At 36.4% G+C, this 21,322-nt stretch carries 20 protein-coding genes; 2 read left to right on the forward strand and 18 right to left on the reverse strand.

All coding sequences use genetic code 11. The features are described 5' to 3' along the window. Positions 1-279 precede the first annotated feature (279 nt). From csaA to KS419_RS14005, 9 genes are all read right to left on the reverse strand, one after another. Complete coding sequence (gene csaA / locus KS419_RS13965; protein ID WP_217067009.1) at positions 280-612, reverse strand: chaperone CsaA; 333 nt, start codon at positions 610-612, stop codon at positions 280-282. A gap of 419 nt (positions 613-1,031) precedes the next feature. Then, entirely contained in the window at positions 1,032-1,229 is a 198-nt protein-coding gene (gene cspD / locus KS419_RS13970; RefSeq protein ID WP_217067010.1) for a cold-shock protein CspD, read from the reverse strand. Between the two features lie 287 nt (positions 1,230-1,516). Next, a complete protein-coding gene (locus KS419_RS13975) occupies positions 1,517-1,963 on the reverse strand; it encodes a hypothetical protein (protein ID WP_217067011.1) in 447 nt (148 codons plus the stop codon). A 216-nt stretch (positions 1,964-2,179) separates the two neighbouring features. Next, positions 2,180-2,641 (reverse strand): spore coat protein, encoded by a 462-nt coding sequence (locus tag KS419_RS13980; RefSeq protein WP_217067012.1) that lies wholly within the window; start codon positions 2,639-2,641, stop codon positions 2,180-2,182. Between the two features lie 89 nt (positions 2,642-2,730). Then, positions 2,731-3,030 (reverse strand): hypothetical protein, encoded by a 300-nt coding sequence (locus KS419_RS13985; protein ID WP_217067013.1) that lies wholly within the window; start codon positions 3,028-3,030, stop codon positions 2,731-2,733. A 191-nt stretch (positions 3,031-3,221) separates the two neighbouring features. Then, positions 3,222-4,955, reverse strand: a complete 1,734-nt coding sequence (locus tag KS419_RS13990) for a phospho-sugar mutase (protein ID WP_217067014.1) — start codon at positions 4,953-4,955, stop codon at positions 3,222-3,224. A gap of 117 nt (positions 4,956-5,072) precedes the next feature. Then, the gene (locus tag KS419_RS13995) at positions 5,073-6,290 is read right to left on the reverse strand and encodes an ROK family transcriptional regulator (RefSeq protein WP_217067015.1); all 1,218 of its coding nucleotides are present in this window, start codon (positions 6,288-6,290) and stop codon (positions 5,073-5,075) included. 21 nt (positions 6,291-6,311) lie between these two features. Then, a complete protein-coding gene (gene galT, locus KS419_RS14000) occupies positions 6,312-7,835 on the reverse strand; it encodes a UDP-glucose--hexose-1-phosphate uridylyltransferase (RefSeq protein ID WP_217067016.1) in 1,524 nt (507 codons plus the stop codon). A gap of 16 nt (positions 7,836-7,851) precedes the next feature. After that, positions 7,852-9,042, reverse strand: a complete 1,191-nt coding sequence (locus KS419_RS14005) for a galactokinase (RefSeq protein WP_217067017.1) — start codon at positions 9,040-9,042, stop codon at positions 7,852-7,854. A gap of 448 nt (positions 9,043-9,490) precedes the next feature. Between KS419_RS14005 and KS419_RS25255 the strand changes: the two genes are divergently transcribed. Beyond that, positions 9,491-9,619 carry a hypothetical protein gene (locus KS419_RS25255; protein WP_281419809.1) on the forward strand — a complete coding sequence of 43 codons (129 nt, stop codon included), beginning with the start codon at positions 9,491-9,493 and terminating at the stop codon, positions 9,617-9,619. A 12-nt stretch (positions 9,620-9,631) separates the two neighbouring features. Here the strand turns inward: KS419_RS25255 and KS419_RS14010 are convergent, their stop codons facing one another. The 7 genes from KS419_RS14010 to KS419_RS14040 all read right to left on the reverse strand — a co-directional run bounded on the left by KS419_RS14010 (position 9,632) and on the right by KS419_RS14040 (position 17,898). Beyond that, positions 9,632-11,026, reverse strand: a complete 1,395-nt coding sequence (locus KS419_RS14010; RefSeq protein ID WP_217067018.1) for an MATE family efflux transporter — start codon at positions 11,024-11,026, stop codon at positions 9,632-9,634. A gap of 16 nt (positions 11,027-11,042) precedes the next feature. Next, positions 11,043-11,492, reverse strand: coding sequence for a MarR family winged helix-turn-helix transcriptional regulator (locus KS419_RS14015; protein ID WP_217067019.1), 450 nt, complete (start codon positions 11,490-11,492; stop codon positions 11,043-11,045). A gap of 213 nt (positions 11,493-11,705) precedes the next feature. Then, a complete protein-coding gene (locus KS419_RS14020; protein ID WP_217067020.1) occupies positions 11,706-12,044 on the reverse strand; it encodes a hypothetical protein in 339 nt (112 codons plus the stop codon). A 555-nt stretch (positions 12,045-12,599) separates the two neighbouring features. Continuing rightward, positions 12,600-14,882, reverse strand: coding sequence for an EAL domain-containing protein (locus KS419_RS14025; RefSeq protein WP_217067021.1), 2,283 nt, complete (start codon positions 14,880-14,882; stop codon positions 12,600-12,602). A gap of 357 nt (positions 14,883-15,239) precedes the next feature. After that, positions 15,240-16,265: a LacI family DNA-binding transcriptional regulator gene (locus KS419_RS14030; protein ID WP_217067022.1), complete on the reverse strand. Its 1,026-nt coding sequence runs from the start codon at positions 16,263-16,265 to the stop codon at positions 15,240-15,242. Between the two features lie 149 nt (positions 16,266-16,414). Then, positions 16,415-17,272, reverse strand: coding sequence for a manganese catalase (locus KS419_RS14035; RefSeq protein ID WP_217067023.1), 858 nt, complete (start codon positions 17,270-17,272; stop codon positions 16,415-16,417). Positions 17,273-17,376: 104 nt separating this feature from the next. After that, a complete protein-coding gene (locus tag KS419_RS14040; RefSeq protein ID WP_217067024.1) occupies positions 17,377-17,898 on the reverse strand; it encodes a GNAT family N-acetyltransferase in 522 nt (173 codons plus the stop codon). A gap of 597 nt (positions 17,899-18,495) precedes the next feature. Between KS419_RS14040 and KS419_RS14045 the strand changes: the two genes are divergently transcribed. Next, on the forward strand, positions 18,496-19,062 hold the full coding sequence (locus tag KS419_RS14045; protein WP_246594097.1) for an LOG family protein: 567 nt from the start codon (positions 18,496-18,498) through the stop codon (positions 19,060-19,062). A 77-nt stretch (positions 19,063-19,139) separates the two neighbouring features. Here the strand turns inward: KS419_RS14045 and arsA are convergent, their stop codons facing one another. Together arsA and arsD are read right to left on the reverse strand one after the other, a co-directional pair. Further along, on the reverse strand, positions 19,140-20,921 hold the full coding sequence (gene arsA, locus KS419_RS14050; protein WP_217067025.1) for an arsenical pump-driving ATPase: 1,782 nt from the start codon (positions 20,919-20,921) through the stop codon (positions 19,140-19,142). A 14-nt stretch (positions 20,922-20,935) separates the two neighbouring features. Next, on the reverse strand, positions 20,936-21,289 hold the full coding sequence (gene arsD, locus KS419_RS14055) for an arsenite efflux transporter metallochaperone ArsD (protein WP_217067026.1): 354 nt from the start codon (positions 21,287-21,289) through the stop codon (positions 20,936-20,938). Positions 21,290-21,322 lie beyond the last annotated feature (33 nt).

Raw genomic sequence — 21,322 nt, forward strand, 5'->3', positions numbered from 1 at the left:
CAGTTCCTTTTATTAGTATGGCAATGGCTGCGCTCGTCGCTCGCATGATAGGAGAAAACCACTCCTATCATGCTTTTTAAAGATTGCGACGGCTATTCTCATTGCTTAGGGACTGTAAAAGTGGAAAAGCACCACTTTTTCAGTACCCTTGCGAGTAGGCGCTGGAGCTAGACAATGCCCGAAGGTGCAAAAACTTATACATATCTTTTAAAAAAGCGTAATGGTATTCCTAATACCATTACGCTTTATCACTTCCGGGCATAGACCACAACTAAAACATTAACTTATTTTTGTTCCATTGGGGACTTCTTCATCAAGGTTCAGTAATACAACATCTCCCTTATCTGGAACTCCCCCCATTACTAGGACTTCTGATTTAAAACCCGCTATCCGGATAGGAGGGAAATTCACAACAGCTACTACTTGACGTCCAACAAGCTTTTCAGGAAGGTAACGTCTTGTAATTTGAGCACTAGATTGTTTGATTCCCACTTCATCACCAAAATCCACTTTAAGCTTTATTGCTGGAACTCTTGCTTCCGGGAATGCTTCCGCTTCCACTATAGTTCCTACTCGTAAATCGAGCTTTGAAAAATCCTCTATTGTAGCCATTAGATCACCTCAAAAATTTTTATAATCCTTAATACTTATACTACATTTATCTTTCGAAATTTTTAGCTTCTTGTTTTATGACATAAAACAATACTCATCAAAGTAATTTTATTAACTCCTTATTTATCTCCCACAAAAAAATGACAAGCAGGAGTTTAAAAATTGGCTCTGTTATCGTTCAATGTTGATTTTTGCGAAATTCACTCCCTTTTCGCGGGCGGTTCGGGAGCCTCCTCGGTGTTTCACACCTTGCGGGGTCTCCCCTGAACTCGCTTTTCCCGCAGGAGTGTCGTAAATTTCGCTAAAAATCATCCTGTTAAAAAATCAACATTAGCCTTTAACATAGTTTAAAAATTAAAAGATCTACTCTGAAAACAGAGCAGATCTTGGTTGGTTGTTTTTATATGAACTGCTGTAAATTAAAGCTTTACTACGTTAGCAGCTTGAGGGCCACGGTCGCCATCGACGATTTCGAATTCAACTTCTTGACCTTCTTCTAGAGATTTGAAACCTTCAGATTGGATTGCAGAAAAGTGTACGAATACGTCGTCTCCACCTTCACGCTCAATAAATCCAAATCCTTTTTCTGAATTAAACCATTTTACTTTGCCTGTCATGTTAACGGCCTCCTTAAAAATAAATGAAAAGTTAAATCTTTGAATACCGTAAAACCATTTCATGCCTGTTAAGAATTTTATTGCTTTCGAGGCCGAACGTGTTTTTCGATTTCAAAACAATTTACATTTTGATCATATCATACACTACTTACCTATGCAAACACATTTTTCCATCTTTTAAAGCGTTTTCATGAATAATTCCCACAAGAAAATGTCTTACAAAAAAACCATAAAAAGCTCATATTTCCTGACCATAAAAGCTCGCCACTCCTTTAGCTGTGGAGCAATCAGCGTTTCAATTCTAATTTTTGTGTTAATCTATGAGTATACTCTTCTCCTTCTAACTCAGCTGTCTCACCATTCACCGATAAGGAATACACCGCTTTTAGGACCACTTCGTATGTTCCGGGATCTACCTCCAGTTCAATCGTTTCTCCTTCTCTTTCATCGTCCTGTTCAAGAGTGGATTGATGATCCAACAGCAGATTATGTTCCTCATTTGTATATATAGTTTCATCCTCTTTTTTTACTGTTTCAATCCAGGCAACTGTATTTCCATAATAGAGAGTTACCGGTAACTCCCCGTCATATGTAATGACTGGTGTTAAGTAGAGTACACCATCAGAATAAATAGGAGAAAGCTTTAAATGAATATCTTCATGGCTTTTTGAAGGTGTACATGACTGAATAGATATCATTGACAATAGGATGAAAAATATAAAAGTGCTCTTCATCAGCAACTCCCCCATGTAAAATAGTATTCTATTAATAAGTTTACTCTTTCTACCACCATCTGAATAGATGATTTTTTTTCAAAATCTGACATTATCTTCTTTAAAGGTTTTAAACTATGCTACTTCATTATTTATATAAAAAATATATGAATGGTTACTTTATCTAGAACAAAAAGACAAGGTACGGAGGTACCCTGCCTTTTTAGAAAAGTAGTTTTATAGGATATCTAATTTAACCGCTAGTGCAATCAGTAATTGAAGTAAAATTTGAATGTTTGCAGCAACTTGCGTGTCTGTAGTTGCAATTTCAACATTTCTTGAATTTTCTACTACTGTTTTTTGATAGGAGATCTGTTTTAATTTAGCTGTTTGGAATAATTCTTGTGTTAAGTCTTCTGATGTTTGAGAATCAGCTACGGAAATGCTAATTAATACAGCAATTGCCGCTTGTAAACCAGCTTGAAGATTAACTGCAGCTTTTGTATCTGTTGTGTTCACTGTCACATCACAGGAATCTTTAATAAAAATATATTCTTCATTTAATTGCAATGTTTTATTTTTATTTGTGGCACCCTGTGTCTCATCTTGACCATCAAAGCATAATGGATGCTTTCTGGATGTGTCCAATGCACTCCAAGAATTCCCTGTATCAGTAGAACGATAGACTTCTTGGTTCACTTCTAATTCCTCCTTTTTCTGTATTCAATTACACTGTATGCCTTATAAATCCATTTAGATTGGACAAACCTCCTAGGTTTATCGCACATTTAATTTTTTCTTTTGTTTCGAACATAAACTTTTGGTGATGTTAAAGAGTTTTTAGGGGATTCTGAATATGTCTCTTCTGCCTCTTCTGAATCATTGTTCAAATTATTTGGCATGTCATTTTCTGTTACTACTGTTTCAGCATTCTCTAAAAAATTTTCCACTTCTGATTGAATATTTTCGATAATGCCCCTCATTCGATTCTTTTCTTCCCCTGATAAATCTATTTTGTCTGTTGAGATATTGTGTTTTTTAAACAAACGGTCAATATATACATCTAATATTTGATCCTTCTGGCTCACGGTTTTTCCCTCCTTACAATTTCACGATACTGTACCCTATGCTTATGACACTAATTAGGAATGGGGTAATGTACAAATATAAAAAAAAAGGGTGAATCAACCAAGTAAAACGCGGAGTTTTAAAATTTTTTTCCTGTAAAAAACTAAAAGCCCTGGAGAGGTGGACTTTCACCTACTCCAGGGCTGCCTTATTATTGTAAAGCTTCTAATTGTTTTATTACCGGTTCCACAAGTTTTTTCATTTTATCCTGTGCCTCTTTAGTTGAATCACCTTTCACACCAAAATACAGCTTTAACTTAGGTTCTGTACCGGATGGACGTAAACATACCCATGAACCATCTGCCATAATATATTTTAGGACATTGGACTTTGGAAGATCTATATCTTTTGTTTCCTCATTGGAATAATTATAAGCTATACCCTTTAAATAATCTTCTGATAATTGAAGTTGAAAATGCTCCAGTTTTAATGATTCCTTTCGAAATGCTTCCATTGTAGCACTCATTATCGCTAACCCTTCTTTCCCTTTGAAAACAAAGGAGCGAAGGGTTTCATAATAATATCCGTGAGATTTGTAAATCTCATTTAAAGCTTCAAAAAGGGTTTTTCCATGTAGCTTATAATAAAGTGCCACTTCCGAGACAAGAAGTGCAGCCTGCACCGCATCTTTATCCCTTGCGAAAGGTTCAATTAAGTATCCATAACTTTCTTCATATCCAAATAAAAATGTTTGGGATCCATCCCCTTCGAATTCACGAATTTTTTCAGCAATATACTTGAAACCTGTAAGGACATCTAACGATTCTATATTAAATGCCTGTGCAATAGCTTTCCCTAATGGGGAGGTTACAATAGTTTGAATCATAACTCCATTTTTAGGTAGAGCGTTTTTAGTGTTTAATGTGGAAAGAAGATAATGTAAAAGTAGAGCCCCTGTCTGATTTCCTGTTAACACTTGATAATTACCTTCAAGGTTTTTTGCAGCTACCCCTACTCTGTCACCATCTGGGTCTGTAGCAATTAATACATCTGCTCCCTCTTCTTCCCCCTGTTTCATGGCACGATCAAATGCCACATGATCTTCTGGGTTTGCAGAGGACACATGTGTGAAATCCGGGTCAGGTGTAGTTTGTGATTTCACCATCTTCACATTAGTGAATCCGGCTTTTTCAAATCCCCTAGTAACTGGAATAGTGGAAGCACCATGTAATGGGGTAAATACAATGGACAGCTTACTGCCAGATTTATGCACCAAATCTCCGTCTTTCACAACGGTTAATAATTTTTCTATATAAGCTTCATCCATCTCATTTCCTACATACTCTAATATCCCTTTTTCTGTCAGGTTTTTCTCCGAATCTACCGGGATTAGTAATTCATCAGCCACATCATTAACAAGTTGTAACAGAATATCCGAATCCTCCCCAACCAATTGAGCGCCATCCTCACCATATACTTTGAATCCGTTGTACTCAGGTGGGTTGTGACTGGCCGTTATCATTATTCCAGCTACTGTTTTCAACTTTCTAACAGCAAAAGATAGTTGCGGAGTTGGCCTAAGTTCATTAAAAACATACACTTTTATTCCATCGGTTCCTAACACTCTCGCTGCTTCCACAGCAAATTCTCTAGAAAAATGACGGTTATCGTAGGAAATTACAACACCTTTCCTTTTGGCTGCATCTCCTTTTTGACTAATCATTCCAGACAATCCTTTTGCGGCACGGCGAACGGTGTATATATTCATTCGATTGATACCAGGACCTATTTCTCCCCTCATACCACCTGTCCCAAATTCAAGCGTTTTATAGAACGCCTCTTCCAGAAGGGCCGGGCTTTCCGTTAATTTATTTAATTCAGTCTTTAATCCATCATCTAAGTCCTTATGTAAATTCCAACGTTCATAATGGCTCTGCCAATTCATTCTTTCCTCTCCTCTTTCCTACTAGGTTATGGTTCAATTTTATAATAATAGAGTACCAATGAATACCCACTTTTATAATAAATTAGCAGTATTTGTCTAATTACGATAGCCTCGCACTCACGAAAGAGAAGAGTTTATTGAATTAAATAATTCTGATAATACAAGGGTGAACGCGCCAATTAAAGAACCATCCTCTCCAAGTTTAGATACAACGACTTGAGTATTATTTGGAGTGATGGATTTCGCATCAATGACCTCGTAAATTGATGGAAGGATAAATTCTTTTGCCCTCGATACCCCTCCACCAATAATAATAAGTGGGGGATTTAAAAAATGAATAATATTTACTATACCTATTCCGATATACCTGCCTGTTTTTTGAAGTAATTCAACGGATAAAGAGTCCCCTTTTAACGCACATTGATATATCAAGAGACCATCAATGTTCTCTAGTTTATCATGACATTTTTCCCGTAATAATGTTGTTCTTCCTAAGGAAATTTCCCTCAATGCACTCTCCTTTAATGCATGGCCAGATGCAAGGGATTGAAAACAACCGTAGTTTCCACAGGAACATTTTGGTCCATTAATGTCTATAATTGTATGTCCAATTTCCCCAGCACTGTTATCATTCCCATGAAATAATTTATGGTTTAAAATAATCCCTGCACCAATTCCTTCCCCAATATTTAAACATACGAGATCTTTTACTGACTGACCATGACCATACCATTCTTCCCCAAGAGCCAGTGTTTTTGCATCGTTTTCGATTCGTACTGGAATTCCAAACTCCTTCTCTAACACAGTCTTTATGGGAATATTTTTCAATTTTAAAGTAGGGGCTAGAAGGGCTACACCATTTTTATTATCTACAATCCCATGCATAGCAATGCCGATACCGACGATCTTTGATTTTTTTTCTCCAAAGTTTTTAAACATTATTTGAAGTTTGCTAGTTAATAGTTCAAGAAAATCTTCATTATTAAGAGGATGAAAAATCTTTTCCGTTTCTTTCACTACAATTTTCGCCTCTAAATCAGCAATGGCAAAACGTATTTTATTTACTCCAACATCGATACCAAAAACATATCTACTTTTTGAATTAATCGTTAGCAAAATTGGCTTTCTGCCTCCACTTGATATTCCAGGTTTTGTTTCTAGAACTAGCTCTTCCGATATGAGTTCATTAACGATATTCGTCACTGTAGCAGCCGTCAATTTTGTTTCTTTTGCAATTTCCGACCGGGGAATCGCACCGTTTATCCGTATTGAGTTTAATACTAACGTCCGATTTAATGATTTCATTAATTTAAAACTGCCCGCTACGGAAGACATATAAAAATCTTTCCCTTCCTTTTATAAAGATTCTATAAACGTTCGGAATGCCATTTGTCCTTTGGAATCCCTTTTAAATACTCCTGCATGCTCTAAAACATTTGAAAACACTTTTCCCACTTCTACTTGTAAAATTTGCCCACAATTATCTTGATTTAGATTAGGATATTTCTCTAATAACTGTAATGCCCACTCCCTATGCTTCGTTATAGATTCTCGGTTCCATATTTCTTTTTCAGGATTTTCCGAAAGTAGGGCTTTTTCTATCTCATTAAGTTCATCAATCAATCTGCCAGGTAAAACCGCAAGACCCATGACCTCAATCAACCCGATGTTCTCTTTTTTTATGTGATGTACTTCCTGGTGGGGATGAAAAATTCCCACTGGATACTTTTCAGTGGTGCGGTTGTTCCGTAATACAATATCCACTTGATAAAGTCCATTTTCCATTCTTGCTATAGGTGTTACGGTATTATGTGGTGTTTCATTTGTGTGGGAATGTATTTCAACACTCTGATCATTATAATTCTTCCATTTATTAAAAATATGAAAAGCTGCATTCACAACGTCAGTCTTTTTTGCACCAGTTATCCTTAATACCGACATTGGCCATTTCACTTTTCCTACTTTCACACCTGGAAGAGATGGTATCTCAAATACCTCTTCCTGCTCAGCCCTCTCCATGGGAAATTGATGATATCCACCCTGAAAATGGTCATGACTTAAAATGGACCCACCGACAATTGGTAAATCTGCATTGCTGCCAATAAAATAGTGTGGAAAAAGACCCACAAAATCGATTAATCTTTGAAAGGTAGCTTTTGTAATTTTCATCGGGACATGCTTCTCTGAGAAAATAATCGCATGTTCATGATAGTACACATATGGAGAAAATTGTAATCGCCAGTTTTCTCCATTTAATACTACCGGTATTGTACGTAGGTTTTGTCTTGCGGGATGATTTATTCTACCAAAAAAGCCTTCATTTTCTTTACACAAAAGACAAAGGGGGTAATTAACTTTTTCTTCCTGTTTTGCAGCTTCAATTTCCCGAGGATCTTTCTCAGGCTTCGATAGATTAATTGTTAGTTCTAAATCACCAAAATTCGTTTCCGTCATCCAATGTACGTTTTTCTTGATTCTGTTCTGACGAATGTAATGATTATCCTTACTCAGCTTATAAAACCATGCTGTTGCTTTTTTAGAACTTTCATTTGTTTTATAGTTTTTAAACTTACTTATAATAACAGATGGATTGTTTGTTAATACCCCCATCAATCTTGTATCTAATAAATCCCGTTCCGTTACCGTGTTGCTTTTCAATCTTCCCGTTTCAAAAGCCCAATCTAATATTGGATTCAACAATTGTGAAGGACAAGAAATTTCTTCTATATCTATCTCCGTCTCAATGGGGTTTATTTTATTAATTTCTAAGATGCCAATCAGTTGGTTCCTGCAATAGACAAGATCATCGTTTTCAATCAACTGTTTAGTTAGAGCATATCGAAGTAACTTCTCCAATAAAACATCAATTGTATCCTTCATTTTATCCCCTCCGCTTTTAGGATTTATCCTCTGTACCAAAATCCGATAACTTCATTGTCCCATGCCCCACTTCTACTGTGTAAAACTCTGGATTCAGCCCTGTTCTGGCTTCATATTTTTTTGCAATGCGACTTAGAACTTCTTCTATGTTTCTATTCTTTATTAGATTTATAGTACATCCACCAAATCCGGCACCGGTCATTCGTGCACCTAAAACATCCTCTTCTTCCCATGCCGCTTCTACTAGAGCATCCAAATGTTCCCCTGTCACTTCATAGTCATCCTTTAAGGACTGGTGGGATTCATTCATTAATTGCCCCATCCCAATAAGATCTCCCTCTTTCAATTTTATTGCAGCCTGTTTTGTTCTTTCATTCTCTGTGATGGCATGACGAGCACGCTTCATCACAATCGGTCTTGAAATGTGTTGCTTTATTCCTTCAAACTCCCTAAGAGACAATTCACACAAATTAGAGATATCCACTGCTGTCTGGAGCTCTCTTACCGCTTCCTCACATTCCAATCTTCTTTCATTATATTTAGAATCGGCTAACCCGCGCCGCTTATTTGTATTAGCAATAACTAACTGACACTCCCCAAGTCTGACAGGAGCATATTCAAAATCTAATGTGTCACAGTCCAGAAGAATTGCATGATCCTTTTTTCCCAGTCCAATAGAAAATTGATCCATAATACCGCAATTGACACCAATATATTCATTTTCCGCCTCTTGACACATTTTTACTAACTCTAAACGGTCCACCCCAAATTCATTCAGTTCATCCCATAGGAGTGCTGTCACTAGTTCGATGGATGCAGAAGATGATAGTCCTGCACCATTAGGTATATTTCCAAAGAAAACGGCTTCAAAACCATATGAACCGACTAACCCATGTTTCTCCATTATATAGATAACACCTTTTGGATAATTTGCCCAATCGTGTTCGTTGTTTTTGTTTAAATCTGATAGAGAGAACTCCATAACACCTTTATCAGAAAAATTATCTGAATACAGTAAAATCTTGTTATCTTCCCTTTTCCTCACAGCAGCGTACGTTCCAATATTTAACGCACATGGGAAAACAAGTCCCCCATTATAATCTGTATGCTCACCTATTAGATTCACTCTCCCTGGCGCAAAAAAATAGTGTAAATCATCTGTTGTGTAAAAAGTGTTATAAAATATTTGTTTTAGCCGATTCAGCATGGAAATAACCTCCATTGATTAATTAATTTAATTATGTACAGTATTAAATAACTCATTATTCATTTTATATCTCTACTATAACGTAGATGCACGAATAATAAAAGATACTTAATTAAATAAATTAATTAAGTTCGGGCATGGTCACAAACGCATTTAATTACATACGAAAAAAGGGAGGTTGTTTCGTCTCCCTTTTATAACTGGGCATTTTCCATAATGTTAACATGATTATGCATATTTTTTCACTTATGAAATACCCAAACATATACTATTGATGACACTAAGTTGCGTTAAATCTCAATTTAACTACTTAGCTTAACTAATTTTCAGGAGGACTTTTACTAGTTAATTCCATCCCAGTTCTTGAAATAGCCAAGTCTTTGTTCTTCATAACGACACATCCTTATGATACTAAATTAGTAAGATATCATAGTTCAGGAGTGATAAGATGCAGGAAGAAGATAATATCTCACTATTAATAAAGGCTCTCTTTTTCGTTGGGTCCCTTCTATTTTTAATTGCAACCTTTTTAAATTTGTCTGACGAAATAAAAAACGGCAACAATCTATTAAACTAAGTGAACATCACCTTAAGATGTCAGTTGTGCTTTATCGGTATTTACACTATTAGCTTTTGATTTGAAAAGAAATAGATTCCGATCACGATAGAAAAATACTGCTGATAATGTAAATGACAAAATATCGGCAATGGGAAAAGCAAACCAGACACCATTTACACCAAGGAAATGGGGCAATATTAATACTAATGGAATCAAGAATAGTACTTGTCGTGCCATGGAGAGTATTAATGCTGGCTTTGCTTTTCCTAACGCCTGGTATAAACCTCCGCTGATCACTTGTGCTCCTATTAAAATAGCCCCTAAAAACAGGATCCTCATTCCTTCAGTCCCCGCTTGAATGATTTCCATATCTGAAGTGAAAATTCTCATAAAAAGGTCTGGTAATGTCATCATAATAATAAATACTAATGCCGAAAAACCTGTAGATATTTTCAACCCAAGCCATACTGTTTCCCTCAGACGATCAAACTGCTTTGCTCCATAGTTATATCCAATAATAGGTTGCATCCCTTGAAGTATCCCCATCATCGGCATTAATGCAAACATAGCAACTCGTTGAACCATACCAAAAACACCAACATGAAACTCACTACCAAACTTTATTAACATTGTATTGATAGCAATCATCATGATACTTCCTGATACTTGGCGAACAAATGCAGGTAAACCAATGATAATTATTTCTTTTATTACATGTAGCTTCGGTTTAATGATGTCAGAAAGGTAGATAGTTAAGGTGCTTTTCCCTTTTATAAAGTAACGTAAAATAACGCCACATACAGAAGCCTGGGAAATAACAGTGGCAAATGCAGCCCCTTGGACACCCATACTGAATCCAAAAATAAAGATTGGACTTAAAATGATATTTAATATAGCGGGAATGATCATCGTCATCATTGCGAAACGGGCATTTCCTTCGGAGCGAATAATATTATTGGTGGAGAAAGCAAACGAAAAAAAGAAAGTCCCGAGAAGGATTGGGAACATGTATTCAGTGGCGTACACTAAAATTGCGTCTGTAGCTCCGAATAATCTCAACATTGGTTCTAGCAGAGTAAAAGCCGCTACACCACCCATCAAACTAAATAAAACAACTGTAAAAAGCATATTTCCAAACACTTTATTAGCTTCCTCTTCTCTCCGCTCCCCTAGCCTCCTAGAAATAACGGATGCACCACCAATCCCAACGGCAGCCGCAACCGCCATCATAATCATCATGAGTGGAAAAGCTATTGTGACCCCTGCAACTGCATCAATCCCAACTCCATGAGAGATGTAAATAGTATCTACTAAATTATAAAAAGCCATGACAAACATTCCAATCATAGCAGGGATAGATAAATTCATAAGTAATTTGGGTATCGGTTCTGATCCTAAGCGCTCACTCTGTTGCTTCTGTTCCATTATTATTGCCTTCTTTCTACCGTTGTTTATTTTCAGTCAGATTTTCTATATTAGTCTTTACTCGTTTTAACCAAACGAGAAGTAACTGTTGTTCCTCTTCCGATAACCCCTTAGTTATTTCCATCTCTAAACTGCTTAACTCTTCCCAAAAGGTTTCTTCCAATTCTCTTCCTTTTTCTGTTAGGGAAATCATTTTAGATCTTCTATCGTTCTTATCGTCCTGTTTATTAATTAGCTCTCTTTTAAGCATGGATTCCATAATTCCGTTCATCGTGGAAGATTGAATATATAAGTATTTCTGAATCTCAGCTTGAAGCATATTTCCCTGCTTATTCAATACATAAAGCACTTTTGCCTGAGAGGTTGTTAACCCATATTCAGAAAGCTTGTTGTTATAAGCATTTTGTAACAGATGAGACACTATCCCTAATTGATACCCTACTCTTCGATCCATTTCTCGCACCATTTACTTAGCCACCTAACTAATATAATATATTATATAATACAGAAACAACCAATTATATACAAAAATAAACACTTATTTCGATAATAATATCTTAGTGTGCTAAAATTTTGTTTATCTAATATTTATTATTTTTCTTTAAATTACTCCCCTTTAATATCACAAAAAAACTACCTAATTTAAGGTAGTCGTCTATACAATATCTGGTTAATTTACTTAATGGCAGTATGCTAAGCCGTATTGATCAAACTGTCCTGTAACATCTAAAAGAAATGCAATATCATTCTCGTCATCGAGACGTAGAGCAATTTCATACATTTCTCCCTCATCTGCACCATTGACCCTTATGGCATACCGATCTTCCTCTTCCCAATATTGAATCGAATCAACCGAAACACTTTCCATTGTTATATCATATTCTCCCATCACATACTCTATTGCATGAGTTTCTGCATAACGATACTCTTCAGATTCGGTTGTGCCGACTAAGTATGCTAAAGATGTCCCCAAGATGGCAACCAGCATAATGAAAGCTACCGATATGATTATTTTCATGGTACCATCTCCACCTTCCCCAGAAAATATATTTTATAATTCATTATAAAGGTTTTCATCATGTTTGTGTATAATTTCTTACTATTTCGATAGGAATTATTTCAAATTATACTCTCGCCCTATTGTATTAACGAACTAAGGAATTATACCAAATATGAAAAGCACAAGCGCCTAGGATCACGAGAGTAGGGCAGTGGAGGAATGACAACTAGAAGTCCGCTCTTTGACTTCGGTTGTCACTTCCGAAGTGCCCCGTAGCGAGTAGGCGTTTGTGCTAGACAATGAAAAGCACAAGCGCCTAGGATCACGAGCGAAGGGCAGTGCCTCTTCCTCTACAAGCATCGCTCTGGAGTATATCCGTCGAGGCAACTCGAAGCTAACTCGTGAAGTAAACGCTCGTTGGACAGCGAATTCGAAGAAGTAGTAGAAGTCCGCTCTTTGACTTCAGTTGTCACTTCCGAAGTGCCCCGTAGCGATTAAGAAGCAACTGAAAATTTTAAAACCACTTAAAAATAGAGCATGTTTACCATGCTCCATTTCATATCACTTTCATTATTAGAACTCATAAGTTTGAAGTAACTTAGTTATTTGTTCTGCAGAAACTGGTTTACTAAAATAGTAGCCTTGCATTTTTTGATTCATTTTTTGCAAATAAAGAAACTGGTCCTCCGTTTCTACACCTTCTGCAACAACTTCAATATCTAATCTTTCACATAACGTAAACATTCCAGATAAAAGAGCGCTATCAAAATCGTTTATTGGTATATTATTAGTAAAGGATCGATCAAATTTAATTTGATCCACTTGTATTTCTTTTAAATACTTTAAGGAAGAAAGCCCTGTACCAAAATCATCTAAGGAAACCTTTACCCCAATTTCTTTCAATTGATTTGTAAATTCCATAATATTTTCAATATATCCACAAACATCACTTTCTGTAATCTCTATTCCTAATTTTGATGGGGATATTCCTTTTGAAACCAACATCTCCCTTATTAAGTCAAAAAAGCGGTTATCCATCATTTGAGCTTTAGATGCGTTAATGGAGAGGGTTAGTGAATGGTATCCCATAAGATGCCATTCCTTCAACTGACGAAGTCCTTCACACAATACCCATTCTCCAATTTCAGGCATCAAGCCAATTTCTTCCGCGAACGGAATAAATTCTCCTGGGGAAATCATTCCCCTTTTTGGATGATCCCAACGAATCAAAGCTTCTAAGCCGCAAATTTTATTTTTTCCTTCCATAATAGGTTGATAATACAAGATAAACTCCTTGTTTTTTATACCGTGCTTTAATTCTTTTTCTAATTTTACAAAGTTTTGAAAGTAGGAGAGTGTGTTCATGTCCTTATATAAATGATACTTGTTTTTCCCCGCACGCTTCGCCTCATACATTGCAATATCCGCTTTTTGAATAAGGTTTTCCCCATTATTCCCGTCGGTAGGATATTCACTTATTCCAATACTTGTAGTTATATCAAAACTGAATGAACCTAGATTCACTGGGTTAGAAATAAGGTCCATTAAACTTTCTGCGATTTCTGAAGGGGTTTGAAATTTGTTCTGCTGGATAGCTATAACAAATTCGTCTCCTCCCCACCTTCCCACTAAATTTCCTTTTCCTACACCATTTTGAAGGCGATAGGCCAATTCCTTCAATATAGCGTCTCCAGAGTGATGTCCAAGTGTATCATTGATCCGTTTAAATAAGTCAATATCCAGGAACATTACATAGACATGATTCTCAGGCATTTCTTGTATCCAATGATTTAAGTTTTCTACAAAATTTTTCCTATTAGGAATACCGGTTAAAGAATCTGTAACTGCTAATTCATGAACTTCTTCTTGTGATTCTAATAGGGAATCTAACATATGATTAAATCCTTCTTCTAACGTCCCCATTTCATCTCCACTTTTAGGAGTTATTCGTTTATGCAAATCTTTTGTCTCTTGGATATATAATAGTTCTTCAGATAAATTAGTTACCCTTGATAAAATGTGTCTGTCCAGAAAAATCAAAACCATTCCTGTCATGAAGATGCTAAAAACAGTATAAATAATATAAAACAATCGAAGACTTTCTTGGCCAGATTTATAAATCGTTCTCTCCAGTATAAAGCTTATTTCCCCATGTGAATCCTCATTTTCATAAGGAAAATAATATGCCCCTTGAATATAATGGTTGTCAAGGACTTCTAATGAATGTCCATTTGTCAACCCAGTATAGTCGATATCCCCTAATTTTATTGGCAATTGGATACTTTCAGCAAGATGTTCCACTAAATCATTATCCAATACAATACCCATAAGAAGCGTCCCTTTTGCCGCTTTATTTTCTAAACTTGGATAGATGGGGTGTGACGATATAATAATGGGATTGTTCGTACCTTTTACTATCTTCGTTTTCCTTTGATTAAGGAAGCTGTATATATCATTAATATTTAGTTTTTCTAATAGATTTATCGATTTTTGTAAGTGAACATCGTAACCATTTTGATAAATAATTTGAGAGTTCTCATCAAAATAAATGACCAATTCAATATTATTAGTTCGAAAAGTTTCATTTACCCAATTACTCTGAATATACTCTTGATTTTTTTCTTGAATAAATTGATAAGTATCATCCCAAACAGCGTAATCCCGGACTACCATATTCAGTCTATTAAATTCATTGTTTAGAACATTTTCTACCCTTTTAATGTTATCAACCATAATATCTTCTTCAATAGTACTGTATCTTTCCAACAAAACTGGATTAATGATAAGAAATAATATAAGTAAAAAAGTGGTGACACTGACTAAACTTATGGAAAACACCTTCGTTTTCATTTTCATGACTTTACCACCACCATCTAGGAAGAATACATGCCCTATAAATATTATTATGAAAAATAATCCTATTATCCTATTATATTCGACTTATTTGTCTTATTAATATAGGAAAAATTACGATATTTTAAAAAATGAGAATAATACTGTTAATAAGAAAGCCTGAGCTCACGAGCGTAGGGCAGTGCCTCTTCCTCTACAAGCATCTCTCTGATGTATGTCCGTCCATCGGGCAAGGCGCCACGTCCTGTGGCATGCCCGAAGGTTCCAAATCATAATAAATTACCTTTTAAAAAAAGCGCGAAGAAACCCATTTAAAGGAGCATCCTCGCACTTTAGTCCGTTTCCTATTATTATTTATCCTTAAACTAATACTTTTTTTGCTCCTGAACTTTTTCTTATAATTAGTTCTGGATCTACCAAAACCGAAGTGGAATTAATATTTCCCTTAATGAGATCGTGTAACATCCTAGCTGCTAAAACCCCAATTCGATCTTTATCTTGACGTACGGTTGTTAGCGGTGGATCAATATGTTTCGCTGCCATGATATCATCACATCCGATAATCGAAAAATTTTCTGGTATATTTAAATCTGCTTCTTTACATGCCTGGATTGCACCAAAAGCAATTGTATCTGAAGCAGCAAAGATAGCCGTTGGACGTTTATTCATGTTTATCAGTTTTTGCATTGCCGCATATCCACTTGCTTCATTAAAATCACCATAAATAATCATCTCATTATTTAACGGTAACCCATACTGCTGCATTACATCTTTAAACCCCTGTAGTCTAATATCAGCAATAACAGACTCCTTTTTTCCCCCTATATACGCGATATCTCGATGACCTAATAAATAATAATACTCCACGATTTTAGAGGAAACTTTATAATTATCTGTCATTACATAGCCTGATTTCTCTCCAGCCAATTTAATGTCTATACCTATACAAGGTATATAACTTTCTGCTAAATCAAAAACCGATTCTTGAATATCTTCCCCGCCGATAATAATACATCCATCCACATTATAGTGGAGACACCTTGCTAGGTAATCTTCATTATCACGGTTAAAATTTTCATTGGAGAAAAACATTAGGTCGTACCCTAAATGGCCGATGGTTTTTTTAAATACATCCATGACATCTACGAAAAAGGGGTGATTAAATCCTACATTAACTTTACCAGCATAAACAACTCCAATTACGTTAGTCACATTACTTGCCAACGTTTTTGCGGAATAAGATGGCCGATAGCCCTTTTCGTTCATAATTTCTCGGACGCGTTTTTTGGTTTCCTCTCCCACATCACTATAATTGTTTATAATTTTTGAAACAGTGGATTGAGAAACCCCGGCTAGTTTAGCAATTTCCTTAATGGTTAATCTCATGGCATTTTCTCCTCTATGTAAATCACTAATACAATTAAGTTTTAGTATACATTAATTTGACTTTCCACTTCAATTTTATGCACAAAAGATTTTTACCCTCAGAAATGAATAGAAGAAACTTCCATAATAGAAGTTTCTTCTTTAAGTAGTTACTCATGATGAGGGGGTTCTTGATTAGACCCAGATCTTATATTCGGTAAAGTATCATGGATATAAGGTGGAGCTGGTTTCAAGGATGGTTTTGTTCCGTATGCTGGTGCTTGAGAATAGTATTTAAATGAACCTAAGCCATCCATACTTTTTCCTTTTGCCCATCTTCCTTTACTGCTTTCTTCACCTTCTGACAGATTATAAAAGTCGTATGCTACTTGCCGCTTTTCAAGTTCTTTCGGGAATGTACTAGGTACAACAATATTTTCTTGCGCTTCTAATTCCGCAATTGCAGCCTTCCACATATTTTGATGCATTGTATCCCTAGCAATGAGAAATGCCAGCATATCCTTTACTCCAGGATCTGATGCAGCCTCATATAACCGAACAGCCTGTAATCTTCCTTGAGATTCCGCAGTTAAGTTTGCTCTGAAGTCAGCCAATAAATTCCCACTGGCTCCTATATAATTTGCTGTCCATCGGTTCCCATTTGAATCGGCAGGCATAGCGCCTAAACCAGAAACAATGGCGTGCTGCGGATTCATTCCACCTAATACTGCCCCAACCATCGGATCTTTCGCTGCTTTTTCTTGATCTCCAACAGGCGCCCCATCTAACAATCTGGATATCATCGTAGCCAGCATTTCAATGTGCGCCAATTCTTCTGTTCCAACATCCATTAATAAATCCCTATATTTTTCGGCTCCTCGAAAGTTCCAACCTTGAAATAAGTACTGAAGGGCTACTGAGATTTCTCCGTATTGTCCTCCTAGTATTTCCTGTAGCTGTCTGGCAAATATCGGGTCTGGACAAGACGGTTTTGCTTCATGTTGTAACTCTTTAATGTGATAAAACATTCTCCACATCTCCTTTAGTAAATTTTGCTCAATATCAGCTAATTCACTAAAGCATGTCAAGGTGACAAATTTTTACTGTGAAACAAGTTTGTGAGAATGCCCATTTATAAAGATGATAGAAATCGTACCATCAGTTCTTCATCCCAATATTTCCCGTCAAATTTCATGGCATTTTTCTCAAAACCGTACTTTTCAAAACCTAATGAGGAGTAAAACTGAACTGCGGTGTCATTTTCTGAAACAACCATTAAACGTATTTGCTCGAGTCCTAAATCTTCCCCTCTGGAGACAATCGTTTTGATTAGTTTTCTGGCCAGGCCTTTTTTTCTCGCTCCAGGGGATACATACATCCCTAATAGATCTCCTTTGTGTTTCATCTTTTCCAAACTGTTTAACCTTAACGTAGCAACTGCCACTAACTCATCTGTCGTATATATTCCAAATGTATACAACTCTGCAGAACTCAAATACTGTTCAATGAATTCTAATGGATCGTCTTTGACAATCATTTCCTTATAGGTGGTAGCAAAAGCTTCTGGATGTTCCTTTAATGCTTCCAGTCTTAAGTTTAAATAGTTGTAAGCATCTTCTTCTGTTAACTGTTTTACCTCAAAATCTTCCATCATTGTCATTCTCTCCACTCTATCGTGTTTTTTCCATTTTATTTGATCCCTCTACCATTGGCAAAATCTAATCTTCAATTCTCCATCATTTATTTTATAATCAGTCTCATAAAGTTGCACTTTTATTTAATTATGTTATACTAGAAACAATGCATTTCACCTAGCATAATGATTTTTTACTTTTCGTAAAATTAATTTCTGATCTACTAAATATAGTTACGTATTTTTTACGATAAATGATTGGCAATTTTGTATCAAACTCTGAGTGGCCTTATTTACACTGGCACGGTCTCGGAGCCGTAAGGATGAAAGAGAGGTAGGGCTTTCATTATTTAAGTAGTTCAAAGGGGCAGTACAATATGTACCGCGGCACTAGTAAGTAAGAATCATAGCTAATGACGGCGAACCAGTGAATGGTTCGCCTTTTGTTATTTTTCAAACAGGAACTATTAGGGCATCCCATTGTAATACCAGTTTGAACGGTAATAATATACTCATTCGTTTTATAGTTTCCAGGGTTAATCTTCATGTGATATAAATAATTTACGTTTATACTATAATATGATTAACACGACACTCATGGAGTAAGGGGGAAGTTACATGATCAAGAAAGTTTGCGTATTTTGCGGTTCTAGTTTTGGTAAAAGTAACATCTATAAACAGGAAATTGAAAAACTTGGACACATGATAGGAAAGAAAGACATGGAACTAATATACGGTGGCGGAAATTCAGGGTTAATGGGGGTTCTATCCAAAGCAGTTCTTGCAGAAGGCGGACAAGTCACAGGAATTATTCCAAAGAAAATATATGATCAAGTGGACCATGTTGAGTTAACTGATTTACATATTGTGGAAACAATGCACGAACGTAAAAATAAGATGTATAGCCTTGCAGATGCTTTTATTGCTTTGCCTGGAGGAATCGGTACTTTAGAGGAGTTGGCGGAAGTTTTTACATGGCAGCAAATAGGGTATCATGAAAAACCTGTCGGGATTTTAAACATCAATCATTTTTATGATCCATTCCGTGATATGCTCCTACATATGGTAAGGGAAGGATTTATCAAAAAGGAATTTTTAGAAAACCTTATTGTAGACGATAATATGGAGGAACTATTCGATCAGTTAAACAAATATAATCCAACTTCAAGTAATAAATGGAGTTAATGCTTGTGCAAAAACATAAACTGAAACGGCCACTCACAATTAACTGGAATTTTAGGTGGCCGTTTGACTATTTTTACCTATTTCTCTTTTGATACTATCGAAAGAAGTGCCTTTCCTCCCACAAGCTCCTCTTTTATCCATGGAATAAGAGCGATTTGATTTTCCGCTTGTCCCCTCAACCTTTCAATCCATTTTATTTCGGTTATTGCCCTTTTCCGAAGGATCGGGTGCTTTGTATTTGTTGCTGCTAAGCTTTGATTAATTATCCACCATCCCGGTGTTATATTAGCACGTTCTAAATCATCCTGTAATCGAATAGCTTCCAGGACTGGCGTTGCTTCTGGAAGTGTTACGATAACAACATCTGTTTCCTCCCTATTCCGAAGGCGAGGCAATAAACTCTTAACAGATGAAGGGATATCACCAGCCGTGCGTTCCAACTCTTTCGTGAATGATTGGGATGCATCCAGTAACAATAAGGTATGACCTGTTGGTGCCGTATCAATAATCACAAACTCACCATCAGCCCGTTCCACCACATTTGCAAAGGCCTGGAAAATAGCGATCTCTTCAGTACATGGGGAGTTTAAATCTTCCTCCAAGTAGGCGAGGCTATCCCCATCTAACTCTTTACCCGCAGTTTCCAAGACTTCTTTCCGATAAGAAGTCACTTCTTTTTCGGGATCAATCTTACTAACAGTTAATAGGTCTGAAAACTCGTTATGATAAAGTACTTCTGTAATATGTGCTGCTGGGTCTGTAGTTGTTAAATGTACTTTTTTTCCTTTTTGAACTAAACCAAGAGCAATCGATGCTGCTAATGTGGTTTTCCCCACCCCACCCTTTCCCATCGTCATGATAACTCCATGACTCTTTTGGGCTAACTGATCTATCATTCCACTTAATCCAGGAAGTGAAGGAACTTGCTTTTCCTCCAATTTTTCGTCCATTGTATCTCCATCAAAGTTGAAGAATTCCCTTAATGATTCTATACCTGTGAGAGCAAAAGGAACATATGGAAGATGAAGTAATGGCAATCCACTAAATAATTTATCAGCACCTTCTAATACCTTTTGTTGTTTTCTTGTAAAAGCATTTGCAATATCATCATCAATGGTATGTCCCCGTTCTAATAAACCGTTGATGACAACCATTTGATTCGTTAATCCTAATTCATAGAGCTCCCTTGCTGCACGTGCCCCCTCCTGAATTGTCCCTTTTTCTGGTCTGGTGACAATAACGAGGGTTGTCCTATTTTTATTGGATAAAGCAGCTACCGTTTCTTCATATAATGATTTTTTCTCCCCTAGTCCTGATAATGGCCCTAAGCATGATGCTCCATGCGTACTTTCCTTGAGGAATCCGGACCAAGCGGAAGGGAGTTTTAATAACCTTAGCGTATGCCCTGTTGGTGCCGTATCGAATAAAATATGATCAAACTGTGAAACCACTGACTCTTTTGTTAACAGATTTGCAAATTCATCAAATGCAGCTATTTCAACAGTGCAGGCTCCAGACAACTGTTCTTCCATTTGAACGATAACTGGTTCAGGAAATGTATTACGGTAAGGATCAATTACTTTTTCACGATATGCTTTAGCAGCGTCCTCCGGATTCAGATTGATGGCTTTTAATCCGGGTACAGATGGTATTTCAATGATGGATGATGGAATTTCTACCCCAAAAACGTCCTGAAGGTTAGAGGCAGGGTCTGTACTTACAATTAAAACCCGTTTCCCTTTATCTGCTAATGATACGGCAGCAGCACAGGCTGTAGATGTTTTACCGACACCACCTTTTCCGGTAAAAAAAATAAACGGAGTCCACTCATCCGATTCTAATGTAAACCTTGGATACATAGTAACCATCCCTTTTATAACAATGTCATATTATTTTTTTGTTGTTTATGTTGAAATTCCCCTTCGTCTATCCCTGTCCAAAGTGCAAGCTCTTTGTTGGTGGGATATTCCCCAACTTTCTTCACTTCCCCATTCACCATTACCAATGGCAAAGCTTCCGTTCCTTTTTCCTCTAAATACTTTTGCACCATTTTTTCTTCCACAAAAGCCTGAGGTTCACTTGTTAAATTGTATCGTAGAATTTCTGCTCCTTTTTTCTTTAACAAAAAAACAGCCGTTGCTATTCTCGTTAACTCTGGATCCACACCTGGTCCACAGACTCCTGTTGGACAACATAAGGCTGGGTCATATATTCGTATACATGTCATTCCTTTTCAACTCCTTTTTCAAAAAATAATAAG

Source organism: Evansella tamaricis (genome assembly GCF_019042215.1).
GTDB classification, from domain to species: Bacteria; Bacillota; Bacilli; order Bacillales; family Salisediminibacteriaceae; genus Evansella; species Evansella tamaricis.